This window comes from Pseudomonas benzopyrenica (assembly GCF_036884265.1).
In the GTDB taxonomy this organism is placed as follows: domain Bacteria; phylum Pseudomonadota; class Gammaproteobacteria; order Pseudomonadales; family Pseudomonadaceae; genus Chryseomonas; species Chryseomonas benzopyrenica.
Genome location: NZ_CP145723.1, coordinates 2,414,123 through 2,435,647, shown reverse-complemented (window position 1 = coordinate 2,435,647; position 21,525 = coordinate 2,414,123). Strand labels below are relative to the sequence as shown.

The 21,525-nt window shown below is 66.1% G+C and carries 18 protein-coding genes and 1 other RNA gene; 6 read left to right on the top strand and 13 right to left on the bottom strand.

Annotated features, from left to right (window positions below; genetic code table 11):
* Positions 1-2 precede the first annotated feature (2 nt).
* From V6W80_RS11470 to V6W80_RS11460, 3 genes are read left to right on the top strand one after another with little or no spacing between them, the layout of a single operon-like run.
* Entirely contained in the window at positions 3-3,134 is a 3,132-nt protein-coding gene (locus V6W80_RS11470) for an efflux RND transporter permease subunit (protein WP_338547207.1), read from the top strand.
* Position 3,135: 1 nt separating this feature from the next.
* Positions 3,136-6,246 carry an efflux RND transporter permease subunit gene (locus V6W80_RS11465; protein WP_184287954.1) on the top strand — a complete coding sequence of 1,037 codons (3,111 nt, stop codon included), beginning with the start codon at positions 3,136-3,138 and terminating at the stop codon, positions 6,244-6,246.
* Positions 6,243-7,724: an efflux transporter outer membrane subunit gene (locus V6W80_RS11460; protein ID WP_338547205.1), complete on the top strand. Its 1,482-nt coding sequence runs from the start codon at positions 6,243-6,245 to the stop codon at positions 7,722-7,724. Before V6W80_RS11465 ends, V6W80_RS11460 begins: the two co-directional genes overlap by 4 nt.
* A gap of 51 nt (positions 7,725-7,775) precedes the next feature.
* Here V6W80_RS11460 and V6W80_RS11455 read toward each other — a convergent pair whose 3' ends face one another.
* Entirely contained in the window at positions 7,776-8,087 is a 312-nt protein-coding gene (locus V6W80_RS11455; protein ID WP_058765123.1) for an SCP2 sterol-binding domain-containing protein, read from the bottom strand.
* A 259-nt stretch (positions 8,088-8,346) separates the two neighbouring features.
* Between V6W80_RS11455 and sohB the strand changes: the two genes are divergently transcribed.
* Complete coding sequence (gene sohB / locus V6W80_RS11450; RefSeq protein ID WP_093251183.1) at positions 8,347-9,372, top strand: protease SohB; 1,026 nt, start codon at positions 8,347-8,349, stop codon at positions 9,370-9,372.
* 50 nt (positions 9,373-9,422) lie between these two features.
* Positions 9,423-10,415, top strand: coding sequence for a YhdH/YhfP family quinone oxidoreductase (locus tag V6W80_RS11445; RefSeq protein ID WP_257706032.1), 993 nt, complete (start codon positions 9,423-9,425; stop codon positions 10,413-10,415).
* 58 nt (positions 10,416-10,473) lie between these two features.
* Here the strand turns inward: V6W80_RS11445 and V6W80_RS11440 are convergent, their stop codons facing one another.
* The 11 genes from V6W80_RS11440 to V6W80_RS11390 all read right to left on the bottom strand — a co-directional run bounded on the left by V6W80_RS11440 (position 10,474) and on the right by V6W80_RS11390 (position 19,906).
* Positions 10,474-10,974, bottom strand: a complete 501-nt coding sequence (locus V6W80_RS11440) for a DUF934 domain-containing protein (protein WP_173147539.1) — start codon at positions 10,972-10,974, stop codon at positions 10,474-10,476.
* The gene (locus V6W80_RS11435) at positions 10,958-12,616 is read right to left on the bottom strand and encodes a nitrite/sulfite reductase (protein ID WP_338547204.1); all 1,659 of its coding nucleotides are present in this window, start codon (positions 12,614-12,616) and stop codon (positions 10,958-10,960) included. The genes V6W80_RS11440 and V6W80_RS11435 overlap by 17 nt, the downstream gene beginning before the upstream one ends.
* A 202-nt stretch (positions 12,617-12,818) precedes the next feature.
* Positions 12,819-12,893: non-coding RNA, sX9 sRNA (locus V6W80_RS11430), on the bottom strand.
* Between the two features lie 78 nt (positions 12,894-12,971).
* Positions 12,972-13,787 (bottom strand): iron uptake system protein EfeO, encoded by an 816-nt coding sequence (efeO, locus tag V6W80_RS11425; protein ID WP_338547202.1) that lies wholly within the window; start codon positions 13,785-13,787, stop codon positions 12,972-12,974.
* Positions 13,788-13,808: 21 nt separating this feature from the next.
* Positions 13,809-15,101, bottom strand: coding sequence for an iron uptake transporter deferrochelatase/peroxidase subunit (gene efeB / locus V6W80_RS11420; protein ID WP_338547201.1), 1,293 nt, complete (start codon positions 15,099-15,101; stop codon positions 13,809-13,811).
* Entirely contained in the window at positions 15,098-16,252 is a 1,155-nt protein-coding gene (efeO, locus tag V6W80_RS11415) for an iron uptake system protein EfeO (protein ID WP_338547409.1), read from the bottom strand. Before efeO (V6W80_RS11415) ends, efeB begins: the two co-directional genes overlap by 4 nt.
* Before the next feature lie 41 nt (positions 16,253-16,293).
* Complete coding sequence (gene efeU, locus V6W80_RS11410; RefSeq protein WP_338547199.1) at positions 16,294-17,148, bottom strand: iron uptake transporter permease EfeU; 855 nt, start codon at positions 17,146-17,148, stop codon at positions 16,294-16,296.
* Positions 17,149-17,297: 149 nt separating this feature from the next.
* Positions 17,298-17,657 (bottom strand): YncE family protein, encoded by a 360-nt coding sequence (locus tag V6W80_RS11405; RefSeq protein ID WP_338547197.1) that lies wholly within the window; start codon positions 17,655-17,657, stop codon positions 17,298-17,300.
* A 57-nt stretch (positions 17,658-17,714) separates the two neighbouring features.
* On the bottom strand, positions 17,715-18,320 hold the full coding sequence (locus tag V6W80_RS11400; protein ID WP_338547196.1) for a YncE family protein: 606 nt from the start codon (positions 18,318-18,320) through the stop codon (positions 17,715-17,717).
* A gap of 51 nt (positions 18,321-18,371) precedes the next feature.
* Positions 18,372-18,776 (bottom strand): hypothetical protein, encoded by a 405-nt coding sequence (locus V6W80_RS11395; RefSeq protein WP_017640571.1) that lies wholly within the window; start codon positions 18,774-18,776, stop codon positions 18,372-18,374.
* A 101-nt stretch (positions 18,777-18,877) separates the two neighbouring features.
* Complete coding sequence (locus V6W80_RS11390) at positions 18,878-19,906, bottom strand: RNA methyltransferase (RefSeq protein ID WP_338547195.1); 1,029 nt, start codon at positions 19,904-19,906, stop codon at positions 18,878-18,880.
* An 85-nt stretch (positions 19,907-19,991) separates the two neighbouring features.
* Between V6W80_RS11390 and V6W80_RS11385 the strand changes: the two genes are divergently transcribed.
* Positions 19,992-20,294: a DUF1883 domain-containing protein gene (locus V6W80_RS11385; RefSeq protein ID WP_133863084.1), complete on the top strand. Its 303-nt coding sequence runs from the start codon at positions 19,992-19,994 to the stop codon at positions 20,292-20,294.
* A 35-nt stretch (positions 20,295-20,329) separates the two neighbouring features.
* Here the strand turns inward: V6W80_RS11385 and V6W80_RS11380 are convergent, their stop codons facing one another.
* Positions 20,330-21,457, bottom strand: a complete 1,128-nt coding sequence (locus V6W80_RS11380) for a PQQ-dependent sugar dehydrogenase (protein ID WP_338547192.1) — start codon at positions 21,455-21,457, stop codon at positions 20,330-20,332.
* Positions 21,458-21,525 lie beyond the last annotated feature (68 nt).

Below are 21,525 nucleotides of genomic sequence, written 5' to 3'. Positions count from 1 at the left end.
CGATGGATATCTCGCGCCCCTTCATCCTGCGCCCGGTCGCCACCACCCTGTTGATGGTGGCGCTGCTCATCGCCGGCCTGCTGGCCTATCGGTTGCTGCCGGTCGCGGCGCTGCCACAGGTGGACTATCCCACCATCCGGGTGCTCACCCTCTATCCCGGCGCCAGCCCCGATGTCATGACCAGCGCCGTCACTGCGCCGCTGGAGCGTCAGTTCGGGCAGATGCCGGGCCTGTCGCAGATGGCCTCCACCAGCTCTGGTGGCGCCTCGGTCATCACCTTGAGATTCAACCTGGAACTGAACCTGTCGGTTGCCGAACAGGAGGTCCAGGCGGCGATCAACGCAGCCAACAACCTGCTGCCCAGCGACCTGCCGGCGCCCCCGGTGTACAACAAGGTCAATCCGGCCGATACGCCCATCGTCACCCTGGCGATCAGCTCCAGGACCCTGCCGCTGCCCACGCTCTACGACCTGGTCGACACCCGCATGGCGCAGAAGCTGGCCCAGGTCAGCGGGGTAGGGATGGTCAGCCTGGCCGGCGGCCAGCGCCCGGCGGTGCGCATCCAGGTCGATCCCGACAAGCTCGCGGCCCACAACCTGACCCTGGCCGATGTGCGCAGCCTGGTCACCAGCGAAAACACCAACCAGCCCAAGGGCAGCTTCGACGGACCCACTCGGGTGGCCACCCTGGACGCCAACGACCAGTTGCGCGACCCCAAGGCCTATGGCGACCTGATCCTCAACTACGCCGACAACGGCGCCCTGCGCCTGGGTGACGTCGCCACCATCGCCCAGGGCGCGGAAAACGACCGCCTGTCCGCCTGGGCCAATCGCAGCGGCGCCATCCTGGTCAACGTCCAGCGCCAGCCCGGGGCCAACGTCATCCAGACCGTCGACCGCATCCAGGCGCTGTTGCCGAGCCTCAAGGAAAGCCTGCCGGCCGGTCTCGACATCGCCGTGCTCAGCGACCGTACCGAGACCATCCGCGCCGCGGTCACCGACGTCCAGCACGAGATGCTGCTGGCGGTGGGATTGGTGGTCATGGTCACCTTCGTCTTCCTGCGCCGCTTCAGCGCCACCCTGATCCCCTCGGTCACGGTGCCGTTGTCGTTGATCGGCACCTTTGGCGCCATGTACCTGGCCGGCTTCTCGCTGAACAACCTGTCGCTGATGGCCCTGACCATCGCCACCGGCTTCGTCGTCGACGACGCCATCGTCATGCTGGAAAACATCTCCCGACATCTGGAAGAGGGCGCCACACCCATGGAGGCGGCGCTCAAGGGCGCCCGTCAGATCGGTTTCACCCTGGTGTCCCTAACCGTTTCGCTGATCGCCGTTCTTATCCCGCTGCTGTTCATGCAGGACGTGGTCGGCCGGCTGTTCCGCGAATTCGCCATCACCCTAGCGGTGGCCATTCTTATCTCCCTGGTGATCTCCCTTACCCTCACGCCGATGATGTGCGCCCGCCTGCTCAAGCGCGAGGAAGCCGCCGAGCACCAGCTGGTCTGGCTGGAGCGGCTGATCGCCGGCTACGGCCGGGCGCTGCGCTGGTCGCTGGCCAATCGGGCGCTGATGCTGCTGCTGGCGCTGGCGACCTTCGTGCTTACCGCGGTGCTCTACCTGCTGGTGCCCAAGGGCTTCTTCCCAGCCCAGGACACCGGCTCCATCCAGGGCATCACCGAGGCGCCCCAGTCGATTTCCTTCCGTGGCATGAGCGAGCGCCAACAGGCCCTGGCCGCGGTGGTGCTGCAAGACCCGGCGGTGGCGAGCCTGTCGTCCTATATCGGCGTCGATGGCGATAACGTCACCCTCAACAGCGGTCGCATGCAGATCAACCTCAAGCCGCAGAGCGAGCGCGACGTCACGGCCCAGGAGGTGATCGACCGGCTGCGGCCCGCGGTCGCCAAGGTGGTGGGCATCACCCTCTACATGCAGCCGGTGCAGGACCTCAGCGTGGAAGACCGGGTCAGCCGCACCCAGTATCAGCTCACCCTGGATTCACCCGACGCCACTCTGCTCGACACCTGGGTGCCGCGGCTGACCGAGGCGCTGCACCAGCGGCCCGAGCTCACCGATGTCACCAGCGACCTGCAGAACAAGGGGCTGCAGCTGTACCTGACCATCGACCGCGACGCGGCGGCGCGCCTGGGGGTGCAGGTCTCGGCCATCACCGACGCCCTCTACGACGCCCTCGGTCAGCGGCAGATCTCGACCATCTACACCCAGGCCAACCAGTACCGGGTGGTGCTGGCCAGCGCCGCTGCCGACAGCCTGGGGCCGGATGCCCTCAGCCAGGTCTGGGTAAAGGCGGGCAGTGGTACCTCCTCCAGCGGCAGCAGTGGCACCGGCACGGCCAACACGACCGAAACCACCACGGACACCAGTCGCGCCCCGGTACGGCTGTCCAGCCTGGTGAAGATGGAGCAGCGGCCGACCCGTCTGGTGATCAACCACCTCAGCCAGTTCCCGGCGGTGACCCTGTCCTTCAACCTGGCGAACGGCATTTCCCTCGGTGCCGCCGTGGCCGCCATCGACGCGGCCAAGCAGGAGATCGGCCTGCCGGTGGGCATCAATACCCACTACCAGGGCGCGGCGGCGGCCTTCCAGGCCTCGCTGTCCAGCACCCTGTTGCTGATCCTGGCGGCGGTGGTGGTGATGTACATCGTGCTGGGAGTGCTCTACGAGAGCTTCATCCATCCGTTGACCATCCTCTCGACGCTGCCCTCGGCGGCCATCGGCGCCTTGCTGGCGCTCCTGCTCACCGGCAACGACCTCGGGCTGATCGCGGTGATCGGCATCATCCTGCTGATCGGCATCGTCAAGAAGAACGCCATCATGATGATCGACTTCGCCCTCGACGCCGAACGCCACCAGGGGCTCACGCCGGAGGAGGCCATCTACCAGGCGGCGCTGCTGAGATTCCGGCCGATCCTTATGACCACCCTGGCCGCGCTGTTCGGCGCGGTGCCGCTGATGCTGGCCACCGGCGCTGGCGCCGAATTGCGCCAGCCGCTGGGCCTGGTGATGGTGGGTGGCCTGCTGGTGAGCCAGGTGCTGACGCTGTTCACCACCCCGGTGATCTACCTGGCCTTCGACCGCCTGGGCGAGCGCCTGGGTCGGCGCAGGACGGCCTGAGGTGAATCTCTCGGCGCCCTTCATCGCCCGGCCGGTGGCGACCCTGCTGCTGAGCCTGGCCTTGCTGCTGCTCGGCGCCATCGCCTTTAGGCTGTTGCCGGTGGCGCCCCTGCCGCAGATGGATTTCCCGACCATCACCGTCTCGGCGACCCTGTCCGGCGCCAGTCCCCAGGTGATGGCCTCCAGCGTGGCCACCCCCCTGGAGCGCTCCCTGGGCAGCATCGCCGGCATCAGTTCCATGACCAGCCGCAGCAGCCAGGGCTCGACCCAGATCATCATCCAGTTCGACCTGGACAAGGACGTCAATACCGCCGCCCGCGAGGTGCAGGCGGCCATCAACGCCTCGCGCAACCTGCTGCCCAGCGGCATGCGCCAGATGCCGCGCTATCGCAAGGTCAATCCGTCCCAGGCACCCATCATGGTGTTCTCCCTGACCTCCAAGACCCTGAGCAAGGGCGAACTGTACGACCTGGCGTCGACGGTGCTGGCCCAGAGCCTGTCCCAGGTCAACGGCGTGGGCGAGGTGCAGATCGGCGGCAGCTCCTTGCCGGCGGTCCGCATCGAGCTGGAGCCGCGGCAGCTGGAGCACTATGGCCTGGCGCTGGACGATGTCCGCACCGCCATTAACAGCGCCAACCAGCGTCGGCCCAAGGGCGCGGTGGCCAATGACCAGCACAACTGGCAGATCCAGGCCAACGACCAGCTGTTCAAGGCCGCCGACTATGCGCCCCTGATCATCCGCTACCAGGATGGCGCGGCATTGCGCCTGCGCGATGTCGCCAAGGTCAGCGACGCGGTGGAAGACCGCTACAACGCCGGCTTCTACAACGACCAGAGCGCGGTGTTGCTGGTGGTCAATCGCCAGGCCAATGCCAACATCATCGAGACCATCGCCGCGCTCAAAGCGCGCCTGCCGGCACTGGAAGCCATCGTGCCAGCCAGTGCCCGCCTGGAAGTGGCCATGGACCGCTCAGGCGTGATCAAGGCCACCCTGCACGAGGCCGAGCTGACCCTGATCATCGCCGTCTTCCTCGTGATCGGCGTGGTCTGGCTGTTCCTCGGCCGACTACGCAGCGCGGTGATTCCGGCCCTGGCGGTGCCGATCTCCCTGGTGGGCACCTTCGCCGTCATGTACCTACTCGGCTTTTCGCTCAATACCCTGTCGCTGATGGCCTTGATCCTGGCGGCGGGCCTGGTGGTGGACGATGCCATCGTGGTGCTGGAGAACATCGCCCGCCACATCGACAACGGCATGGCGCCGCTCAAGGCCGCCTATCAGGGCACCCGCGAGGTGGGCTTCACCCTGCTGTCGATGAACGTCTCCCTGGTGGCCGTCTTCGTCGCCATCCTCTTCATCGGTGGCATCGTCGAGAAGCTGTTTCGCGAGTTCTCCTTGACCCTGGCGGCGGCCATCCTGGTCTCCCTGGTGGTGTCCCTGACCCTGACGCCCATGCTCTGCGCGCGCTGGCTCAGGCCCCATGACCCGACCACCCAAGGCCGCTTGCAGCGCTTCAGCGAACGCGCCCATCGCCGGCTGGTGGCGGGTTACGACCGCAGCCTCGGCTGGGCCCTGCGCCATCGGCGCCTGACCCTGCTCAGCCTGATCGCCACCATAGCGCTCAACGTGGTGCTCTATGTGGTGGTGCCCAAGACCTTCATGCCGCAGCAGGACACCGGCCAACTGATCGGTTTCATCCGCGGCGACAATGCCCTGTCGTTCCAGGTGATGCAGCCGAAGATCGAGATCCTGCGCAAGTCGCTGCTGGCCGATCCGGCGGTCGCCAGCGCCTCGGGCTTCGTCGGCAGCTCCGGCTCCGGCAGCGGGGTGAACAATGCGGTGATGCTGATCCGCCTCAAGCCCATCGCCGAGCGCCAGCTGGATGCCCAGAAGGTCATCGAGCGCATCCGCGCCAACGCCCCCAAGGTGCCGGGTGCCCAGCTGTTCCTCATGGCCGACCAGGACCTCAGATTTGGCGGTCGCCAGCAGAGCACCTCGTCCTATGAGTACAACCTGCTCTCCGGCGACGTCCAGCTGCTGCAGGCCTGGCAGCCCAAGGTACTGGCCGCGCTCAAGGCACTGCCGGAACTGACCGCGGTGGATGGCCGCGAGGGCAGCACCCAGCAGATCACCCTGCAGATCGACCGCGAGAAGGCCAAGCGCCTCGGCGTGGACATGGAGACCGTGGCCGCGGTGCTCAACAACTCCTTCGCCCAGCGGCAGATCTCGACCATCTACGAGCCGCTCAACCAGTACAAGGTGGTGATGGAGATCAATCCGCGCTATGCCCAGGACCCGACCGTCCTCGAGCAGGTGCGGGTCATCACCAGCAGCGGCGCCCAGGTGCCGCTGTCGGCCTTCGCCTACTACACCAACAGCCTCGCCGAGGACCGGGTCACCCACGACGGCCAGTTCGCCTCGGAGAGCATCAACTTCGACCTGGCGCCGGACGTCAGCCTGGAGCAGGCGACCCGGGCGGTGCAGCGCGCGGTGGCGGCCATCGGCCTGCCCAGCGATGTCCAGGGTCGCCTGGGCGGCTCGGCCAACATCTTCGCCAGCACCGTCTCGGGGCAGCCGCTGATGATCCTCGGTGCCCTGGTGCTGGTCTACATCGTGCTCGGCGTGCTCTACGAGAGCTACGTGCATCCCCTGACCATCCTCTCGACGCTGCCGTCAGCCGGGGTAGGGGCCTTGCTGGCCATCCAGCTCACCGGCGGCCAGTTCAGCCTGATTTCCATGCTCGGCCTGTTCCTGCTGATCGGGGTGGTGAAGAAGAACGCCATCATGATGGTGGATCTGGCGCTGCAACTGGAACGCCAGCAGGGGCTGACGCCCGAGGAAGGCATCCGCCAGGCCTGCCTGCTGCGCCTGAGGCCCATCCTCATGACCACCATGGCCGCCATCCTCGGCGCCGTGCCGCTGCTGATCGGCAATACCGAAGGCGCCGAGATGCGCCAGCCGCTGGGCCTGGTGATCGTCGGCGGGCTCGTGCTGAGCCAGATCCTCACCCTCTACACCACCCCGGTGGTCTATCTCTATTTCGAACGCCTGCGCCGCCGCGTCAATCGCTGGCGCGGCATCCGTACCGACGCTGCCCTGGATACGCCGCTATGACCCCATTCCTGCGCCTGCCGACGCTGACCCTGGCTCTGCTGCTGGCCGGCTGTACCCTGGGCCCGGATTACCAGCGACCGACCACCACGGTACCGGTCGCCTATCGCCACGCCGAAGGCTGGCAGGCCGCCGCGCCCAAGGACCTGGAGATGCGCAGCGACTGGTGGCGGCGCTATGACGACCCGACCCTGGATCGGCTGATGGTGCAGCTCAACCAGCGCAACCAGAGCTTGGCGCAGGCCGAGGCCACCTATCGGCAGTCGCTGGCCCTGGTCAGCCAGGCGCGGGCTTCGCTGTTCCCGACCCTGTCCAGCAGTCTGGGCGCCACCCGTTCCGGACGCGGCGGCGGTTCGGGCAGCAACACCGTCATCCGTAACTCCAATGGCACCAGCGGCACCTTCAGCAGCGGTGGCACCAGCACCATCAGCAACGCCTACGACGCCAGCCTGGGGGTGAGCTGGGAGCTTGATCTCTGGGGGCGCGTAAGGCGCCAGGTGGAGGCGGATCGGGCTACCGCCCAGGCCAGCGCTGCGGAGCTGGCAGCCACCCGCCTGAGTCTGCAGACGCAACTGGCGACCAACTATTTGCAGTTACGGGTGCTGGACGCCCAGCAGCGGTTGCTCGACGCCACCGTGTCCGCCTACGAGCGATCCCTGCGCCTGACCCAGAACCAGTACCGCGCCGGCATCGTCACGCCGGCGGATGTGGCCCAGGCGACCACCCAGCTGAAGAGCACCCAGGCCGACGCCATCGACCTCAGGTACCAGCGTGCCCAGCTGGAAAATGCGATCGCGGTGCTGGTCGGCGAAGTCCCGGCCAATTTCCAGCTGGCCGCGGTCAAGACGATTCCCGAGTTGCCGCCGCTGCCGAGCGCCGTGCCCTCGACGCTGTTGGAGCGGCGTCCGGACATCGCCCAGGCCGAGCGCCAGGTCATGGCCGCCAATGCCGCCATCGGCGTCGCCGAAGCCGCCTACTATCCCGACCTGACCCTGAGCGCCAGCGGTGGCTACAGCGCTAGCCAATGGGGCAGCCTGGTCAGCACCCCGAATCGCTTCTGGTCGATCGGGCCATCCTTTGCCCTGTCGCTGTTCGATGCTGGCCTGCGCCGGGCCCAGGTGGAGTCGGCCGAAGCCAGCTACGACGCCAGCGTCGCCGGCTATCGCCAGACCGTGCTCGATGGCTTCCGCGAGGTGGAAGACTACCTGGTGCAGTTGCGCACCTACGGCGAAGAGGCCGGCGTACGCCAGGAGGCCTTGGACGCCGCACGCCGCGCCCTGCAACTGGCGGAGAATCAGTACCAGGCCGGGCTGATCGGCTATCTCGACGTGGTCACCCTGCAGACCACCGCCCTGAGCAACGAACGCACTAACCTGACCCTGCTGGGCAGTCGCCTCAGCACCAGTGTCCAGTTGATCGCGGCGCTCGGTGGCGGTTGGGACGGCAATGTCACGCCGCCCGCGCCGCCGCGGCGGCCCTGAGCCCAGGCACAAAAAAGCCGGGCGATTGCCCGGCTTTTTTGCGACTGGCGCTTAGTTGGGGAAGAGTTCGCCCAGCTTCATGCTCAGCATCATGTTGCCTTCGACGCGGAGCTTGCCCGACATGAAGGCCTGCATGCCGTCGGTCTCGCCGCTGACGATACCAGCCAGGGTGGCCTGGTCCATGATCAGGGTGCAATCCGGATCGGCAGCGTCGCCCTGCTGGACGTCGCAGGTGCCGTCCTTGATGACCACGTAGTAGTTGTCACCGCCCTCGACGTCGAATTGATAGGTGAGATCCAGACCGGCCGCGGCGGAGGGGTCGAACTTGCTCTTCAGGGTGGCGATGGCATCGGCTGCGCTCATGGCGAGGGTCCTTGTGGTCTTTTTCGATGAGGCCCACTCCAGCTGGAGGGGCAGGGTACTCGACCGAGGGTAGGGGGCTGCAGAAGGCCTGTCAACGGCTATTCATACGCTTGTTTGAAAGGCTGGGGCTTGCGCACGGCCTGATCGCAGCCGAGAAGTAGCCCATGCAGGAAGACCGACCAGGGATCGCCGAGTTTCTATCGCTCGGACGACTCGGTATGCTGGGCAGGGCACTGCTGCCGCCATCCTAGGAGAGTCCGTGGAGTTTCTTGCCGACTATGCCAGTTTCCTGGCCAAAACCGTCACCGTGGTGGTCGCCATCATCGCCGTGCTGTTGTTCACCGCCGCTGTCCGCGGCCGCAACCGGCGCAGCTCGGCAGGGCAGCTGCAGGTGCAGAAGCTCAATGACTTCTATCGCGATCTGCGGCTGAGATTGCAGCAAAGCGTGCTGGGCAAGGAGGCCTTCAAGGCCCTGCGCAAGCGCGAGACCAAGGCCGAGAAGAGCAAGCGCAAGAGCGAGTCCGGCAAGTCGCGGGTCTATGTTCTCGATTTCCACGGCGACCTCAAGGCCACGGCCAACGAACACCTGCGCAACGAGATCACCGCGGTGCTGACCCTGGCGACGCCCAAGGACGAGGTGGTGGTGCGGCTGGAAAGTGGCGGTGGCCTGGTCCACAGCTATGGCCTGGCCGCCTCGCAACTGGCGCGTATCCGCCAGGCCGGGATCCCTCTGACCATTTGCGTCGACAAGGTGGCCGCCAGCGGCGGCTACATGATGGCCTGCATCGGCGACCGCATTCTCTGTGCGCCCTTCGCCATCCTCGGTTCCATCGGCGTGGTCGCCCAGCTGCCCAATGTCCATCGCCTGCTGAAAAAGCATGACGTGGATTTCGAGGTCTTCACCGCGGGTGAGTACAAGCGTACCGTCACCGTGTTCGGCGAGAACGACGAGAAGGGCAAGGAGAAATTCCAGCACGATCTGGACACCACCCACGTCCTGTTCAAGAACTTCGTCGCCCACTACCGCCCGCAACTCAACATCGACGAGGTCGCCACCGGCGAGGTCTGGCTGGGCCAGGCCGCCCTGGGCAAGCAGCTGGTGGACGAGCTGCGCACCAGCGACGAATACCTGGCCGAACGGGCCCAGGTGGTCGAGGTCTTCTCGCTGCGCTTCGTCGAGAAGAAGTCGTTGCCCGAACGTCTGGGCATGGCGGCCAGCCTCGGTGTCGATCGCCTGGTGACCACCTGGTGGGAACGCCTGGGCGAGTCGACCCGCTGGCGCTGAGGTCCATAGGACTAGCGGCCCCATAACAAGACTCCAACGGAGGTTCTGCGATGAGCAATTTTCAGGCGCTCTGGGTGACCGAAGGGGCCCATGGTGCTTTTCGGCAAGAGGTGGTGACGCGCAGCCTGGACGACCTGCCCGCAGGCGAGGTGCTGATCCGGGTGCGTTATTCCTCGCTCAACTACAAAGACGCCCTGTCGGCCATCGGCAACCGCGGTGTGACCCGACGCTATCCCCATACCCCGGGCATCGACGCGGCGGGCGTGGTGGAGCAATCCAGCGCCGGCGAATTCGCCGTGGGCGATGAGGTCCTGGTCACCGGCTATGACCTGGGCATGAGCACCCCCGGCGGCTTCGGTCAGTACATCCGGGTACCAGCCGCCTGGGTGATCCGCCGTCCGGACAACCTCGGCCTGCGCGAGGCCATGGTGCTGGGCACCGCGGGTCTCACCGCGGCGCTGTGCGTCGAGAAGCTGGAACAGATGGGCTTGACCCCGGAGGCCGGCACCGTACTGGTGACCGGCGCCAGCGGTGGCGTCGGCAGCCTGGCGGTCAAGCTCTTGGCGCGGCTCGGCTATCACGTGGCGGCCTCTACCGCCAAGCTGGAGCGCGCGGAGTGGCTGCATCGTCTGGGCGCTCGGCAGATCCTCGACCGTGCGACCCTGGCCGATGGCGTCGGCAAGCCGCTGCTGGACCAGCAGTGGTCCGGCGCAGTGGATACCGTCGGCGGCGATATCCTCTTCAATGTCATCAAGTCATTGGAGTACGGCGGCAGCGTAGCTTGCTGCGGCATGACGGCCGGCACCACCTTCGAGGCCGGGGTCTTTCCCTTCATCCTGCGCGGGGTGAATCTGCTGGGTGTGGACTCCGTCGAGTTGCCGCTGATGGCCAAGGCCGCGCTGTGGGACAAGCTCTCGGTGCAGTGGAAGCTGGATGACCTGGAAAGCCTGACCCGCGAGGTCGGCCTCGAAGAGTTGCCCGATACCATCAGCCAGATTCTTGCCGGCAAGATGGTGGGTCGCGTGGTCGTCGATCTCGGTTGAGCGAAGGCCAGGCAAAAAGAAACCCGCCGCGGCGGGTTTCTTTTTGCCTCCAGGGCGGTCAGGCCTGGCGACGACGGAACAACGGCTCCGGTTGATCCACCGCGCTCTGGTAGGTCACGCTGAAGTCGCGCAGACCGGCCAGCGCCGCTTCCGGATCGCGGTCGGCACGGACCACGTAGGCGTCGAAGCCACAGCGCTTGAGAAAGAACAGCTGGTCCTGCAGGACGTCGCCGATGGCGCGCAGCTCGCCGGTCCAGCCGAAGCGTTCGCGCAGCAGGCGCGCATAGGAATAGCCGCGCCCGTCGACGAAGGCCGGGAAGTTGATGGCGATCAGGGCGAAATGCTCGAGATCGGCGGCGATGCTCTCGGGCTCTTCGTCGCTGTCCAGCCAGATACCCAGGCGGCCATCGCGGCAGGTGAGGGCATGGCCGTGTTCCAGCCACAGCGCAGCCGGAATGATCACGTCATCGCTATTGGGGACGTCTGCGAAGGCGACGTCCTTGGGCAGCAGGTGCCAGTTGTCGGTGACCAGCTGGTCGCCCTTAATGATTCTTTGCATAGACGCGCTCCTTGAAGGGGTCGATACCGATACGGCGGTAGGTGTCGATGAAGCGCTCGTCTTCGGTGCGTTGCTCGACGTAGACGTTGATCAGCTTGCCGATCACCTCGGGCATCTGGTCCTGGGCGAAGGAGGGGCCGAGGATCTTGGCCAGGGTGGCGTCACGACCGGCGTCGCCGCCGAGGGATACCTGGTAGAACTCCTCGCCCTTCTTGTCCACGCCCAGGATGCCGATGTGGCCGACGTGGTGGTGACCGCAGGCGTTCATGCAGCCGGAGATGTTGAGATCCAGCTCGCCGATGTCGAACAGGTAGTCCAGGTCGTCGAAACGGCGCTGGATGGCTTCGGCGATGGGGATCGACTTGGCGTTGGCCAGGGAGCAGAAATCACCGCCCGGGCAGCAGATCATGTCGGTCAGCAGGCCGATGTTGGGGGTGGCGAAGCCATGCTCGCGCAACTCGTGCCATAGCTCCAGCAGCTGATCCTGGCGGACGTCGGCGAAGATGACGTTCTGCTGGTGTGAGGTGCGCAGCTCGCCGAAGCTGTAGCGATCGGCGAGGTCGGCCATGGCGTCCAGCTGGCGATCGGTGACATCGCCCGGGGCCACGCCGGTGGGCTTGAGCGACAGGGTCACGGCGACATAGCCCGGACGCTTGTGGCGGAAGGTGTTGCGCTGACGCCAGCGGGCGAAACCGGGCTGCTCGGCGTCCAGGCGGGCGAGGGCTTCGTCCTGGTCCTGCAGCTCGGCATAGGCCGGATCGACGAAGAAGGCGGAGACCCGCGCGACCTCGGCGTCGGTCAGGGTGATGGGGCCGTCCTTGAGGTGGGCCCATTCGGCCTCGACCTTTTCGGCGAAGGCGTCGGCACCCAGCGCCTTGACCAGGATCTTGATGCGCGCCTTGAACTTGTTGTCGCGGCGACCGTAGCGGTTGTAGACCCGCAGGGTGGCTTCCAGGTAGCTGAGCAGGTGCTGCCAGGGCAGGAATTCGCGGATGAATTCGCCGGTGTGGGGGGTACGGCCCTGGCCGCCGCCGACCAGCACGCGGAAGCCCAGCTCGCCGGCCTCGTTGCGCACCGCTTCCAGGCCGATGTCGTGCACCTCAATGGCGGCACGATCCAGGGCGGCGCCGTTGACGGCGATCTTGAACTTGCGCGGCAGGAAGGCGAATTCGGGGTGGAAGGTCGACCACTGGCGGATGATCTCGCACCAGGGGCGCGGATCGATCAGTTCGTCATGGGCGACACCGGCGAACTGGTCGGTGGTGGTGTTGCGGATGCAGTTGCCGCTGGTCTGGATGGCATGCATCTGCACGGTGGCCAGCTCGGCGAGGATCTCGGGCACGTCTTCCAGCTCCGGCCAGTTGAACTGGAAGTTCTGCCGGGTACTGATGTGGGCGTAGCCCTTGTCGTAGTCACGGGCGATCTGCGCCAGCTTGCGGACCTGTTTGGTGTTCAGCAGGCCATAGGGCACGGCGACCCGCAGCATGGGCGCATAGCGCTGGATGTAGAGGCCGTTCTGCAGGCGCAGTGGGCGGTATTCTTCGCCACCCAGCTCTCCGGCCAGGAAGCGGCGGGTCTGGTCGCGAAACTGGGCGACACGTTCTTCGACGATCCGCTGATCGTACTGATCGTAAACGTACATGGTCATCCTGCTGTCAGGCGGCGCGCACGGCTGCGCGTGATCGAAGTCTTGGGCACCCGAGGGGCGCGCTGGCGACTTTTCTAGGCCGTGCACGATAGCAGCAGGTCTATATGCTTAAAAGCGATGTTTCTTTATATATAAATCTATTCCGGCGATAAGCGAAAGCGGGTGGGCGGCGCCGGATACCACTTATGAATACCGTGGTTGATAAAACGTAGCGAGCGGCTGTCAGGCGGGTGCGCGCGGCGCGCAGGAACCGGACCGGGCTCGCGCACGAGTGTACGAGCGGTACATGAGGATTCCGAGCACTGCACGCGCCCGTCTGGCGGACGCGCAGTAGTTTTAGCAGCCGCGGTTAGTTCAGGCCCAGCTTGCCGCGCAGAGTGGAGAGGTCCTCGGCCAGGGTGTTTACCGGACCGACCAGGGCCTTGCGATCACGCTCGCTGACCTTGTCGTAGGTCTCGAAGCCGCCGTCCTTGGTCTTGTACTTGGCCAGGATCTTGTCGACCGTGGCGAAGTTCTTGTCGACCTTGCCGACAAAGGCCTGGTCCTGCTTCTCGATCTGCGGGCGGAACAGGTCGACGATCTTCTTGGCGCCATCGACGTTGGCCTGGAAATCGTACAGATCGGTATGGCTGTAGCGTTCTTCCTCGCCCGACACCTTGGTCGCCGCCACTTCCTCCATCAGCGCCGCAGCGCCGCCGACCACCTTTTCCGGCGGGAAGGTCAGGCCGTCGACGCGGCTCTGCAGGTCCTTGACGTCGGCCAGCAGCTTGTCGGCGAGGGGACCCTGGCCTTCGGTGGTGTTCTGGGTGAAGAGGGCGTGCTCCAGGCGATGGAAGCCGGTGAAATCCTCGGATTTCACCCCCTGTTCGTGATCGTCTTCGCGGGAGTCGATGGCGGCGTCCAGGTCACTGAACAGCTCGGCGATGGGCTCGACCTGCTCGTAGGAGACCCGCGTCGGCGCATAGAGCTTGCGCGCGGTGGCCAGATCACCACGCTTGACCGCTGCGGTAAAGGCCTGGGTCTGCTCGGTGAGCTTGGCCAGGTTGTCGGTGACATAGATCTTGTAGTCGGAGATGGGACCGACCAGATCCAGCGGCGAGTTGGCGGCAAAGGCCGGCATGGCCAGAGCCAGTCCGAGGGCAACGGCGAGTGACGAGCGTTTCATTCGACTTCTCCTGTCGAGGGTTTAAAGCGGTGCGGCTGCCAGCAGGCTGCGGCCGAGGTAGTCCTTGGCATCGGTGATCCCCGGCAGGACGAAGAAGTAACCGCCGCCGATGGGCTTGATGTATTCCTCCAGGGGCTCGCCATCCAGCCGCTTCTGCACGGCGATGAAGCCCTGTTCCAGGTCGGCCTGGTAGGCGATGAACAGCAGGCCCATATCGAGCTGGCCGTTCTTACGCACGCCGTTGGAGTAGTTGAAGGGGCGGCGCAGGATCAGGTTGCGCTGGCTCTCCGCGGTGCGGGGATTGGCCAGGCGGATATGGGCGTCCAGCGGCGTGACCTTGCCCTTGGGATCGCTGCCGTAATCCGGCACATCGGTCTCGTGACCGCCGGCCATGGGCGCGCCACTGGCCTTGCGCCGACCGAAGATGGCTTCCTGCTCCTGCAGCGGGGTGCGATCCCAGCGCTCGACGAAATTGCGGATGATGCGCACCGCCTGGTAGCTGCCCTGGGCCGCCCAAGCCGGTTCGCCGCTGCCGGGCTGGACCCAGACGATCCTGTCCATCGCCTGCTGGTCGGTGGAATCCGGGTTGGCCGAGCCGTCGCGGAAGCCTAGGAAGTTGCGCGCGCTCTCGGCGGGCTGGCCGGGCAGCGGATCCTGCACCGGCACGCTGCCTTCCTGCTTCCAGCGGATCGCCAGGAGATCCGGCAGGTTCTTTAGGATGTCGCGCAGGGCGTGAATATTGGTGTCCGGGGTATTGGCACAGAACTGCAGGCAGAGATCGCCGTGGCAGCAGTCCGCTTCCAGAGCGTCGTTGGGAAAACCGGTCATGCGTTGCAACTGCTTTGGCTTGACCGCGGCCAGGCCGAAGCGGTCATCGAACAGGGACTCGCCGACGGAGACGGTGATGGTCAGGTTGTCCGGCGTCACGACCGGACCGAGGATGCCGGAATCCATTGGCGGCAGCTTGGGATCCACCTCCGGCACCGGACCACCCTGCATGAGAAAGCGGATGCGTTCGTCGAGGGTGCGCAGCAGGCGTTCCAGGTCCTCGCGATCGCTGGCCAGCACATCGAAGGCCACGATCATTCCGGCCGCCGGCCGTGGGGTGACGATGCCACTCTGGTGTAGGCCAAGGAACGCCTGGCGCTGATGGGTATTGGCGCTGCCGGGAGCACGGGTCACCTCGGCGGTGCTGGCCGCCCGGGCGTGCATCGGGCAGAGCCCGGCACCGGCCAGGGCCACGCTGGCGGCGCCGAGGCCACCCAGCAGGCGGCGACGTTCGATATTGGGCTGATCGGGAGCGGACTTCTTCATGGCGTGGTCTTGGTGGCGGCAAGGCCCAGGGCCGGGGCGACCTGGTCGAGGGAATCGGCCAGCGCCTGGGCCGCGGCGGCGATGCGCTGGCGGTCGTCAGAGGAAAGGGAGGCGTAGGGGCGGTGGACATCGCCCAGGGCCGCGGCAAGGGCGTCAGCCTGGGTGTCCAGGCGTTGCTGCAGTTCGGGGTGGCCCTTGCCCAGTAGCGGGCGCAGCAACTCGATCACCTTGCGCGCGCCCTCCAGGTTGGCGGCGAATCCAGGCAGGACCAGCTGGCTATAGCGCTCTTCCTCGCCCGAGATCCGGGTGCTGGCCAGGTTGTGCAGCAGGCGTGCGGCGTTGCCGCTGAGTTGCTCCGGTGGCAGCGACTGACCGAGCAAGGCGTCGCGCAGCGCGGCGGCGTCCTGCTGCAGGCGGTTGGCGACCGGCTCCAGGCCCTGGGTGCTGTTACCCGCGAATAGGCCTTGTTCGAGGCGATGGAAGCCACCGAAGGCTGGATCCTGTTCGCGCTGTTCGTAGTAGTCGGCGCGGGCATTGAGGCGATTGTCCAGCTCGGCGAAGCGCTGGGCGGTCGCCGCCAGGCGCTGGTAAGGCAGGCGGGCAGCAGCATAGGCGGCGCGGGCCTGCTCCAGGTCGCCCGCGGCCAGCGCCTGTTGCAGCGTGGCGATGCCCTGCAGCAGCAGGCGGCTCTGCTGATTCAGGTAGACGCGGTATTCCGACAGCTGGCCGACGAATTGGGTCAGGGTCGGACCGGCCTTGCTGGCGGCTTCCGAGGCGGCGGTCGGGAGTACCTTCAGCGTACCCCGCGGATTGCTCAGCAGCCCGCAGGTGATGGCATAGTCGCCAGGCGCCAGGGTGGCATTGATGACCTGGCTGAGACCGGGGGCGATGTTCTCGCGCTCCTCGACCACCAGGACGCCATCGAGGATTTCCCACTCCACCGCACGGTCCGAGCGGTTGATGATACGGAAACGCGCCGGCCCGGCAGGCACCTCCAGGGCATTGGGCTCGCAGCGATTGGCCAGAATCTCGACTCTGACCTCACTGTCACCCACCTCGGCATGGCGCTGACCGGCCGAGCGCGAGGCGTAGTAGAAGGCGGCGGCCGCCACGACCAGCAAGGTCGCGGAGCCGATCACGGCCAGGCGCATGGCCGTGGAGCCTGGCTTTGGCGAATGGGAGTTGGTGTTGTTCAAGACGGGCGCTCCAGCGAGGCAGGGGTGGTTACGGCAGGACGCTGGGGCGGCGCCGGGGTGCGAAAGAACAGCGGCAGGGTGACCGCCAGGAACAGCAGATAGGCGCCAAGGGTGCTGACCGTGGGGGTGTCCTGGTAACCGAACATACCGGCCAGGACCGTGCCGACCGGGCCGTCGGCGGGCAGCACGTGGCTCCAGTCGAAGACCACCTGTTGCAGCGCATTCCACAGGCCGGCTTCATGCAGGGCCTTGATCGAGTTGGTGAACAGGCCGGCCGCTACGAAGAGGATGAACAGGCCGGTGAAGCGAAAGAATTTGCCCAGGTTCAGCCGCACACCGCCGGTATAGAGGCCATAGCCCACCGCGATGGCGATGACCAGGCCCAGCAGGGCGCCCAGGGGCGCACCGGGGCCGGCGCTCTGCTGGAAGATCGCGAGCAGGAAGAACACGGTTTCCAGGCCCTCGCGGGCGACCGCTAGGAAGACCATGCCGATCAGGGCGTAGACCTGGTTGCGCGAGGCGGACAGCGCGTTTTCCAGGGAGTCATGCAGCTCGGTCTTGATCGACCGCGCCGCCTTGCGCATCCAGAACACCATGGAGGTGAGGATGGCCGTGGCCGCCAGGCCGACGATCGCCTCGAACAGCTCCTGCTGGCGTTGCGGAAATTCGGCACTGGCTAGTTGCAGGCCCGCGCCGACGAACAGCGACAGGGCGGCGGCCAGCATCACGCCGATCCAGACCGCGGGCATCCAGTGACTGCGACCGGTGCGTTGCAGGTAGCTGGCGATGATGCCAACGATGAGCGCCGCTTCGATGCCTTCGCGGAGCATGATCAGAAAGGGAACGAGCATGAAAGCTATCACCGACGGAAGCTGAGGGCGCGAAGGCGCCCGGAGGTCGGTGATTTGTATCACAATGATTCAGATTGTTAAATGCGGATGATTCTCGTGCCTTGCGGATCCGCCGACTGGTTGGTAGCGGATCGGGGTGCAGGCGAGTGTCAGCCCTGGAAGACCACGGCAGTGTCCGGGGCCTTGCCGGTGGCGAAGCGGCGGATCTCCCGCCAGTTGCGCAGATCGACCACCGCCAGCTGGTTGTCCTCCAGGGCGGCGAACAGGCGCTCGCCGCGGGGATCGAGGTTGAGTCCGGGCACGGCGCTGCCCATGGGCAGATAGGCGACTTCCGCGAGGGTATCGGGCCGCAGCAGCGAAAGACTCTTGTCCGCCAGGTTGGAGACCAGCAGGCGGCCATCCGGCAAGGCGGCCACGCGCACCGCTTCGCCGCGCAGCTTGACCTGGCGGAGCGGCGCGAGGTCGCGGGCATCCAGCGCATGGAGGATGCCGGCGAACCGGTCCAGCACATAGAACGTCCGCTCGTCCGGACTCAGGCAGCAGCCTTCTGGCGCCTGACCAAGATACTACTTCACCGGCAGGACGGCGGGATTGTGCGTATCCACCAGGATAACCAGGCCGCTCAGGGTATCGGCGACATAGGCACGCCGCCCATCGCGGGTCAGCACGAAGTAGTGGCTGCGCGTGCCGCCGACCGGGACGATCTGACTGGGTGATTCGGCGGTGGCGGGCTGGTCGAAGCGAATGAGCAGTGAATCGGTCTCGCTGAGCACATAGAGGCGACCCTGGTCGTCCAGCCGCATGCCGTGCAGGCGGCGGTAGGGCGACAGGTCGATGGACCTTACCAGCCGGCGCTCGGCGAGATCGATCACGCTGACCTGGTGACCGCCTTCGCCGGGCGCCTGCCAGCTCTTGACGCCATACTGGCCGACATAGGCATAGCGACCCTGACGGTCGGCGACGATCTCATGGGGTTGCTCGGGCAATTCCAGGCTGCCGACGCGCTTGCCATCGGCCAGGCGATAGAAGCCGAGGCCGGGGGCTTCCTTCTCGACCAGGGCGAGGTATTCGTCATCTGCCGCAACGGCGTTGAGTGGATAGCCGCCCAGCAGGGGCAGGGCGGCACTGGCAGCCAGCAGGCCGAGGGTCCGGCGGCGATTCAGGTGGGGCATAGGAGGTCTCCCAAGGGGCAAGCCTCCCTGCTGGGGTCCAGCGAATCCGTGCTACTCGAATAGACCCTTGAACCAGGTCCAAACTCCGAAGGAGTAGTCGGGAAAGATATCGATGCCCAGCGCCGACTTGAGCAGATAGAGCAGCACCAGACCCACCAGGCCGCAGGCCAGCAGAATCGCCGCCAGCACCGTTGCCTTGCCCAGCAGGGACAATTCCTGCTCCAGGCGCGAGAGCTGACGATAGTTGCGACCGGCGAGGAAGACGAAGTAGTAACGCCGGTGCCAGAACTTGACGGTACCGCGCAGATCGACGCTGTGCTTGCCCCAGCTGCGGGTGCCGAAGGCCAGCTTGAGGGCTTCCAGTTGCTCCTCGGTAAAGGTCTCACGCAGCGCTTCGGGCAGGCGTTCCTTCAGACCGGCGATGAAGGGGTCGTGGCGTTTGATGCGATCCTGCATGGAAAAAGCTTCCCTCTGAATGGTGCGAGTGCACTCTGAGGGGGCGCCAGGCCTGGCGTTCCGCCGCATCTGATAGGCGGGGCCAGGCGCGGGACGATCGGTCAGGCGCTGACGCGCACGGGGCGCAGCACCTCGGCACGGGCGCGCAACTGGCCACAACCGCCATCGACATCCTGGCCCGCTGAATTGCGCACCTTGGTCAGCAGGCCACGGCTGTGCAGGTAGCGCACGATCTGCACGATGCGCTCGCCGTCGGGGCGCTGGTAGTCGTCCACTTCCAGGCTGTTGTAGGGAATCAGGTTGAGCACGCCGTACTTGCCCTTCATCAGCCGCAGCAGTTCATCCATCTCCTCCTGGCTGTCGTTGATGCCGGCGAGCAGCGTCCACTGGTACTGGATGGGGTAGCCGATCAGCCGGGCATAGGCTTCGCCCTGTTCGATCAGCTCGCCCGGTTCGTAGCGGGGCGCCTTGGGCAGCAGCCGGGCCCGCCGCTCGGCATTGGTGCTGTGCAGCGACAGCGCCAGGGCGGGTCTGACGGCCTGCTGGGGCAGTCGCTCGAACACCCGCGGATCGCCGACGGTGGAAAACACCAGATTGCGATGGCCGATACCGCCGGCGGTGCCCAGCAGGTCGATGGCTTCCAGCACATTGTCCAGGTTGTGCGCCGGCTCGCCCATGCCCATGAAGACCACCTTCTTGACCGCCCTGAGGCGGCGCGCCAGGGCGACCTGGGCGACAATCTCGGCGCTGCCCACCTGGCGCAGCAGGCCGCTCTTGCCGGTCATGCAGAAGACGCAGCCCACCGCGCAGCCGACCTGGGACGACACGCAGAGCCCGTCGCGCGGCAGCAGCACGCTTTCCACCGCCTGGCCGTCGCCCAGGGTTACCAGCATCCGCGCCGAACCGTCGGCTCCCGGATGCTCCGAGGTCACCTGGGCCAGGCCTTCCAGCCGCGCGGTCAGTGCCGGGATGGCCTGGCGTACCTCCAGCGGCAGGAAGTTTTCCGCCTGCTGGCGGCGGGTACCGGTGTCCAGGGGCAGGCCCTGGCACCAGGCGCGCAGGATTCTGGCGCTGTGCTTGGGCTTGGCGCCGGCATCGGCGAGCAACTGGACGACATCGGAAATACGCATGGGAAAAGGGCAGGTCGGGGGCGGGCGGCGATAATAGGACAGGGCAGGGATGCTATCCTAGTCCTTTGCGAGACGAGGACCCGTCATGAAGTTCATCCACCAGCGCGAGCATCTCAACGAGGGCGACCTGGTCGTCATCCAGAGTTCGGGGGTGTGCAACATCCGCCTGATGAACGATGCCAATTTCCGCAGCTTCAAGAACGGTGGCCGCCACTCCTACCATGGCGGCGCCTTCGACACCTTTCCGGCGCGTATCACCGTACCCAGCACCGGCTTCTGGAACATCACCCTGGACACCGTGACCAAGCGACCCATCAGCGTGACCCGCAAGCCCGAGATCAAGCACTCGATCAAGATCGTCCGCCGCTCGCCCTCCGAGCTGCGTTGAGACAACGGTCACCCGTCCCTGGGTGACCCTGGCGGCTATTTCGGCTGCAACTCCAGCAGCCGGGCGTTGGCACCGTCTTCCAAGACCCAGAGACTGCCGTTGGGACCTTCCTCGACGTCACGGATGCGCGTGCCCATGGCATAGCGCTCGACTTCGCGCGCCTCTTCGCCCTTGAGTTCGATCCTTACCAGCGCCTTGGACGACAGCCCGCCGATGAAGGCATTGCCCTGCCAGGCCGGGAAGCGGTCGCCTGCGTAGATCATCAAGCCGGCGGGGGAGATCACCGGCGTCCAGGTGATCTTGGGCGGGATGAATTCCGGGCGTGTGGAGTGATCGGGAATCGGCTTGCCGCCATAGTGGTCGCCATTGGAGACCTCGGGATAGCCGTAGTTGCCGCCACGCTGGATCAGGTTCAGCTCGTCACCGCCCTGGGGACCCATTTCCTGCTCCCATAGGCGGCCCTGGGTGTCGAAGGCGATGCCCAGCGGGTTGCGGTGACCCAGCGACCAGACCTGCGCCGCGACGCCGCCCTGCTTGGCGAAGGGGTTGTCCGCGGGGACGCTGCCATCGTCGTTGAGGCGGATGAGCTTGCCCAGGTTGCCGCTCATGTCCTGGGCCGGGGTGAACTTCTGCCGTTCACCCGAGGTGATCCACAGCTTGCCGTCTGGCCCGAATCTCATCCGATGGCCATAGTGGCCGTTGCCACTGACCTTGGGCGTTTGGCGCCAGATCACCTTGAGCTCGCTGAGCGAACCACTGCCGTCGGTGTTCAGCTTCAACTTGGCCCGGGCGACCGCAGCACCCTGGGTGTCGCCTTCGCCGGCCTCGGCATAGCTCAGGTAGATCAGCCCGTTGCTGGCGTATTGCGGATGCAGGATGACATCGCCCAGTCCGCCCTGGCCGGCGGCGACCACCTTGGGCACGCCGCTGATGTCCTGGGCCTTGCCGGTCTGCACGTTCAGGTGCTTGAGCACACCGCCTTTCTCGGTGACCAGGGCAGTGCCATCCGGCAGGAAAGCGATCGCCCAGGGCGCGTCCAAGGTGGCCCTGGGCGTGGCCGTGAAGGGCCACTGATCCTGGGAGAGAGCCTGGGGTGCGGCATTGGCGTTCAGGGTGGCGAGACTGAGCAGGAGACTGCCGGCAGCTAGGGTGAGACCTTTCATGGGCACGCTGTCCTCGTCGTTGGAAGTCCCTACACCCTAGTAGGGACGCCAGCGAAAAGGGCCGCGTT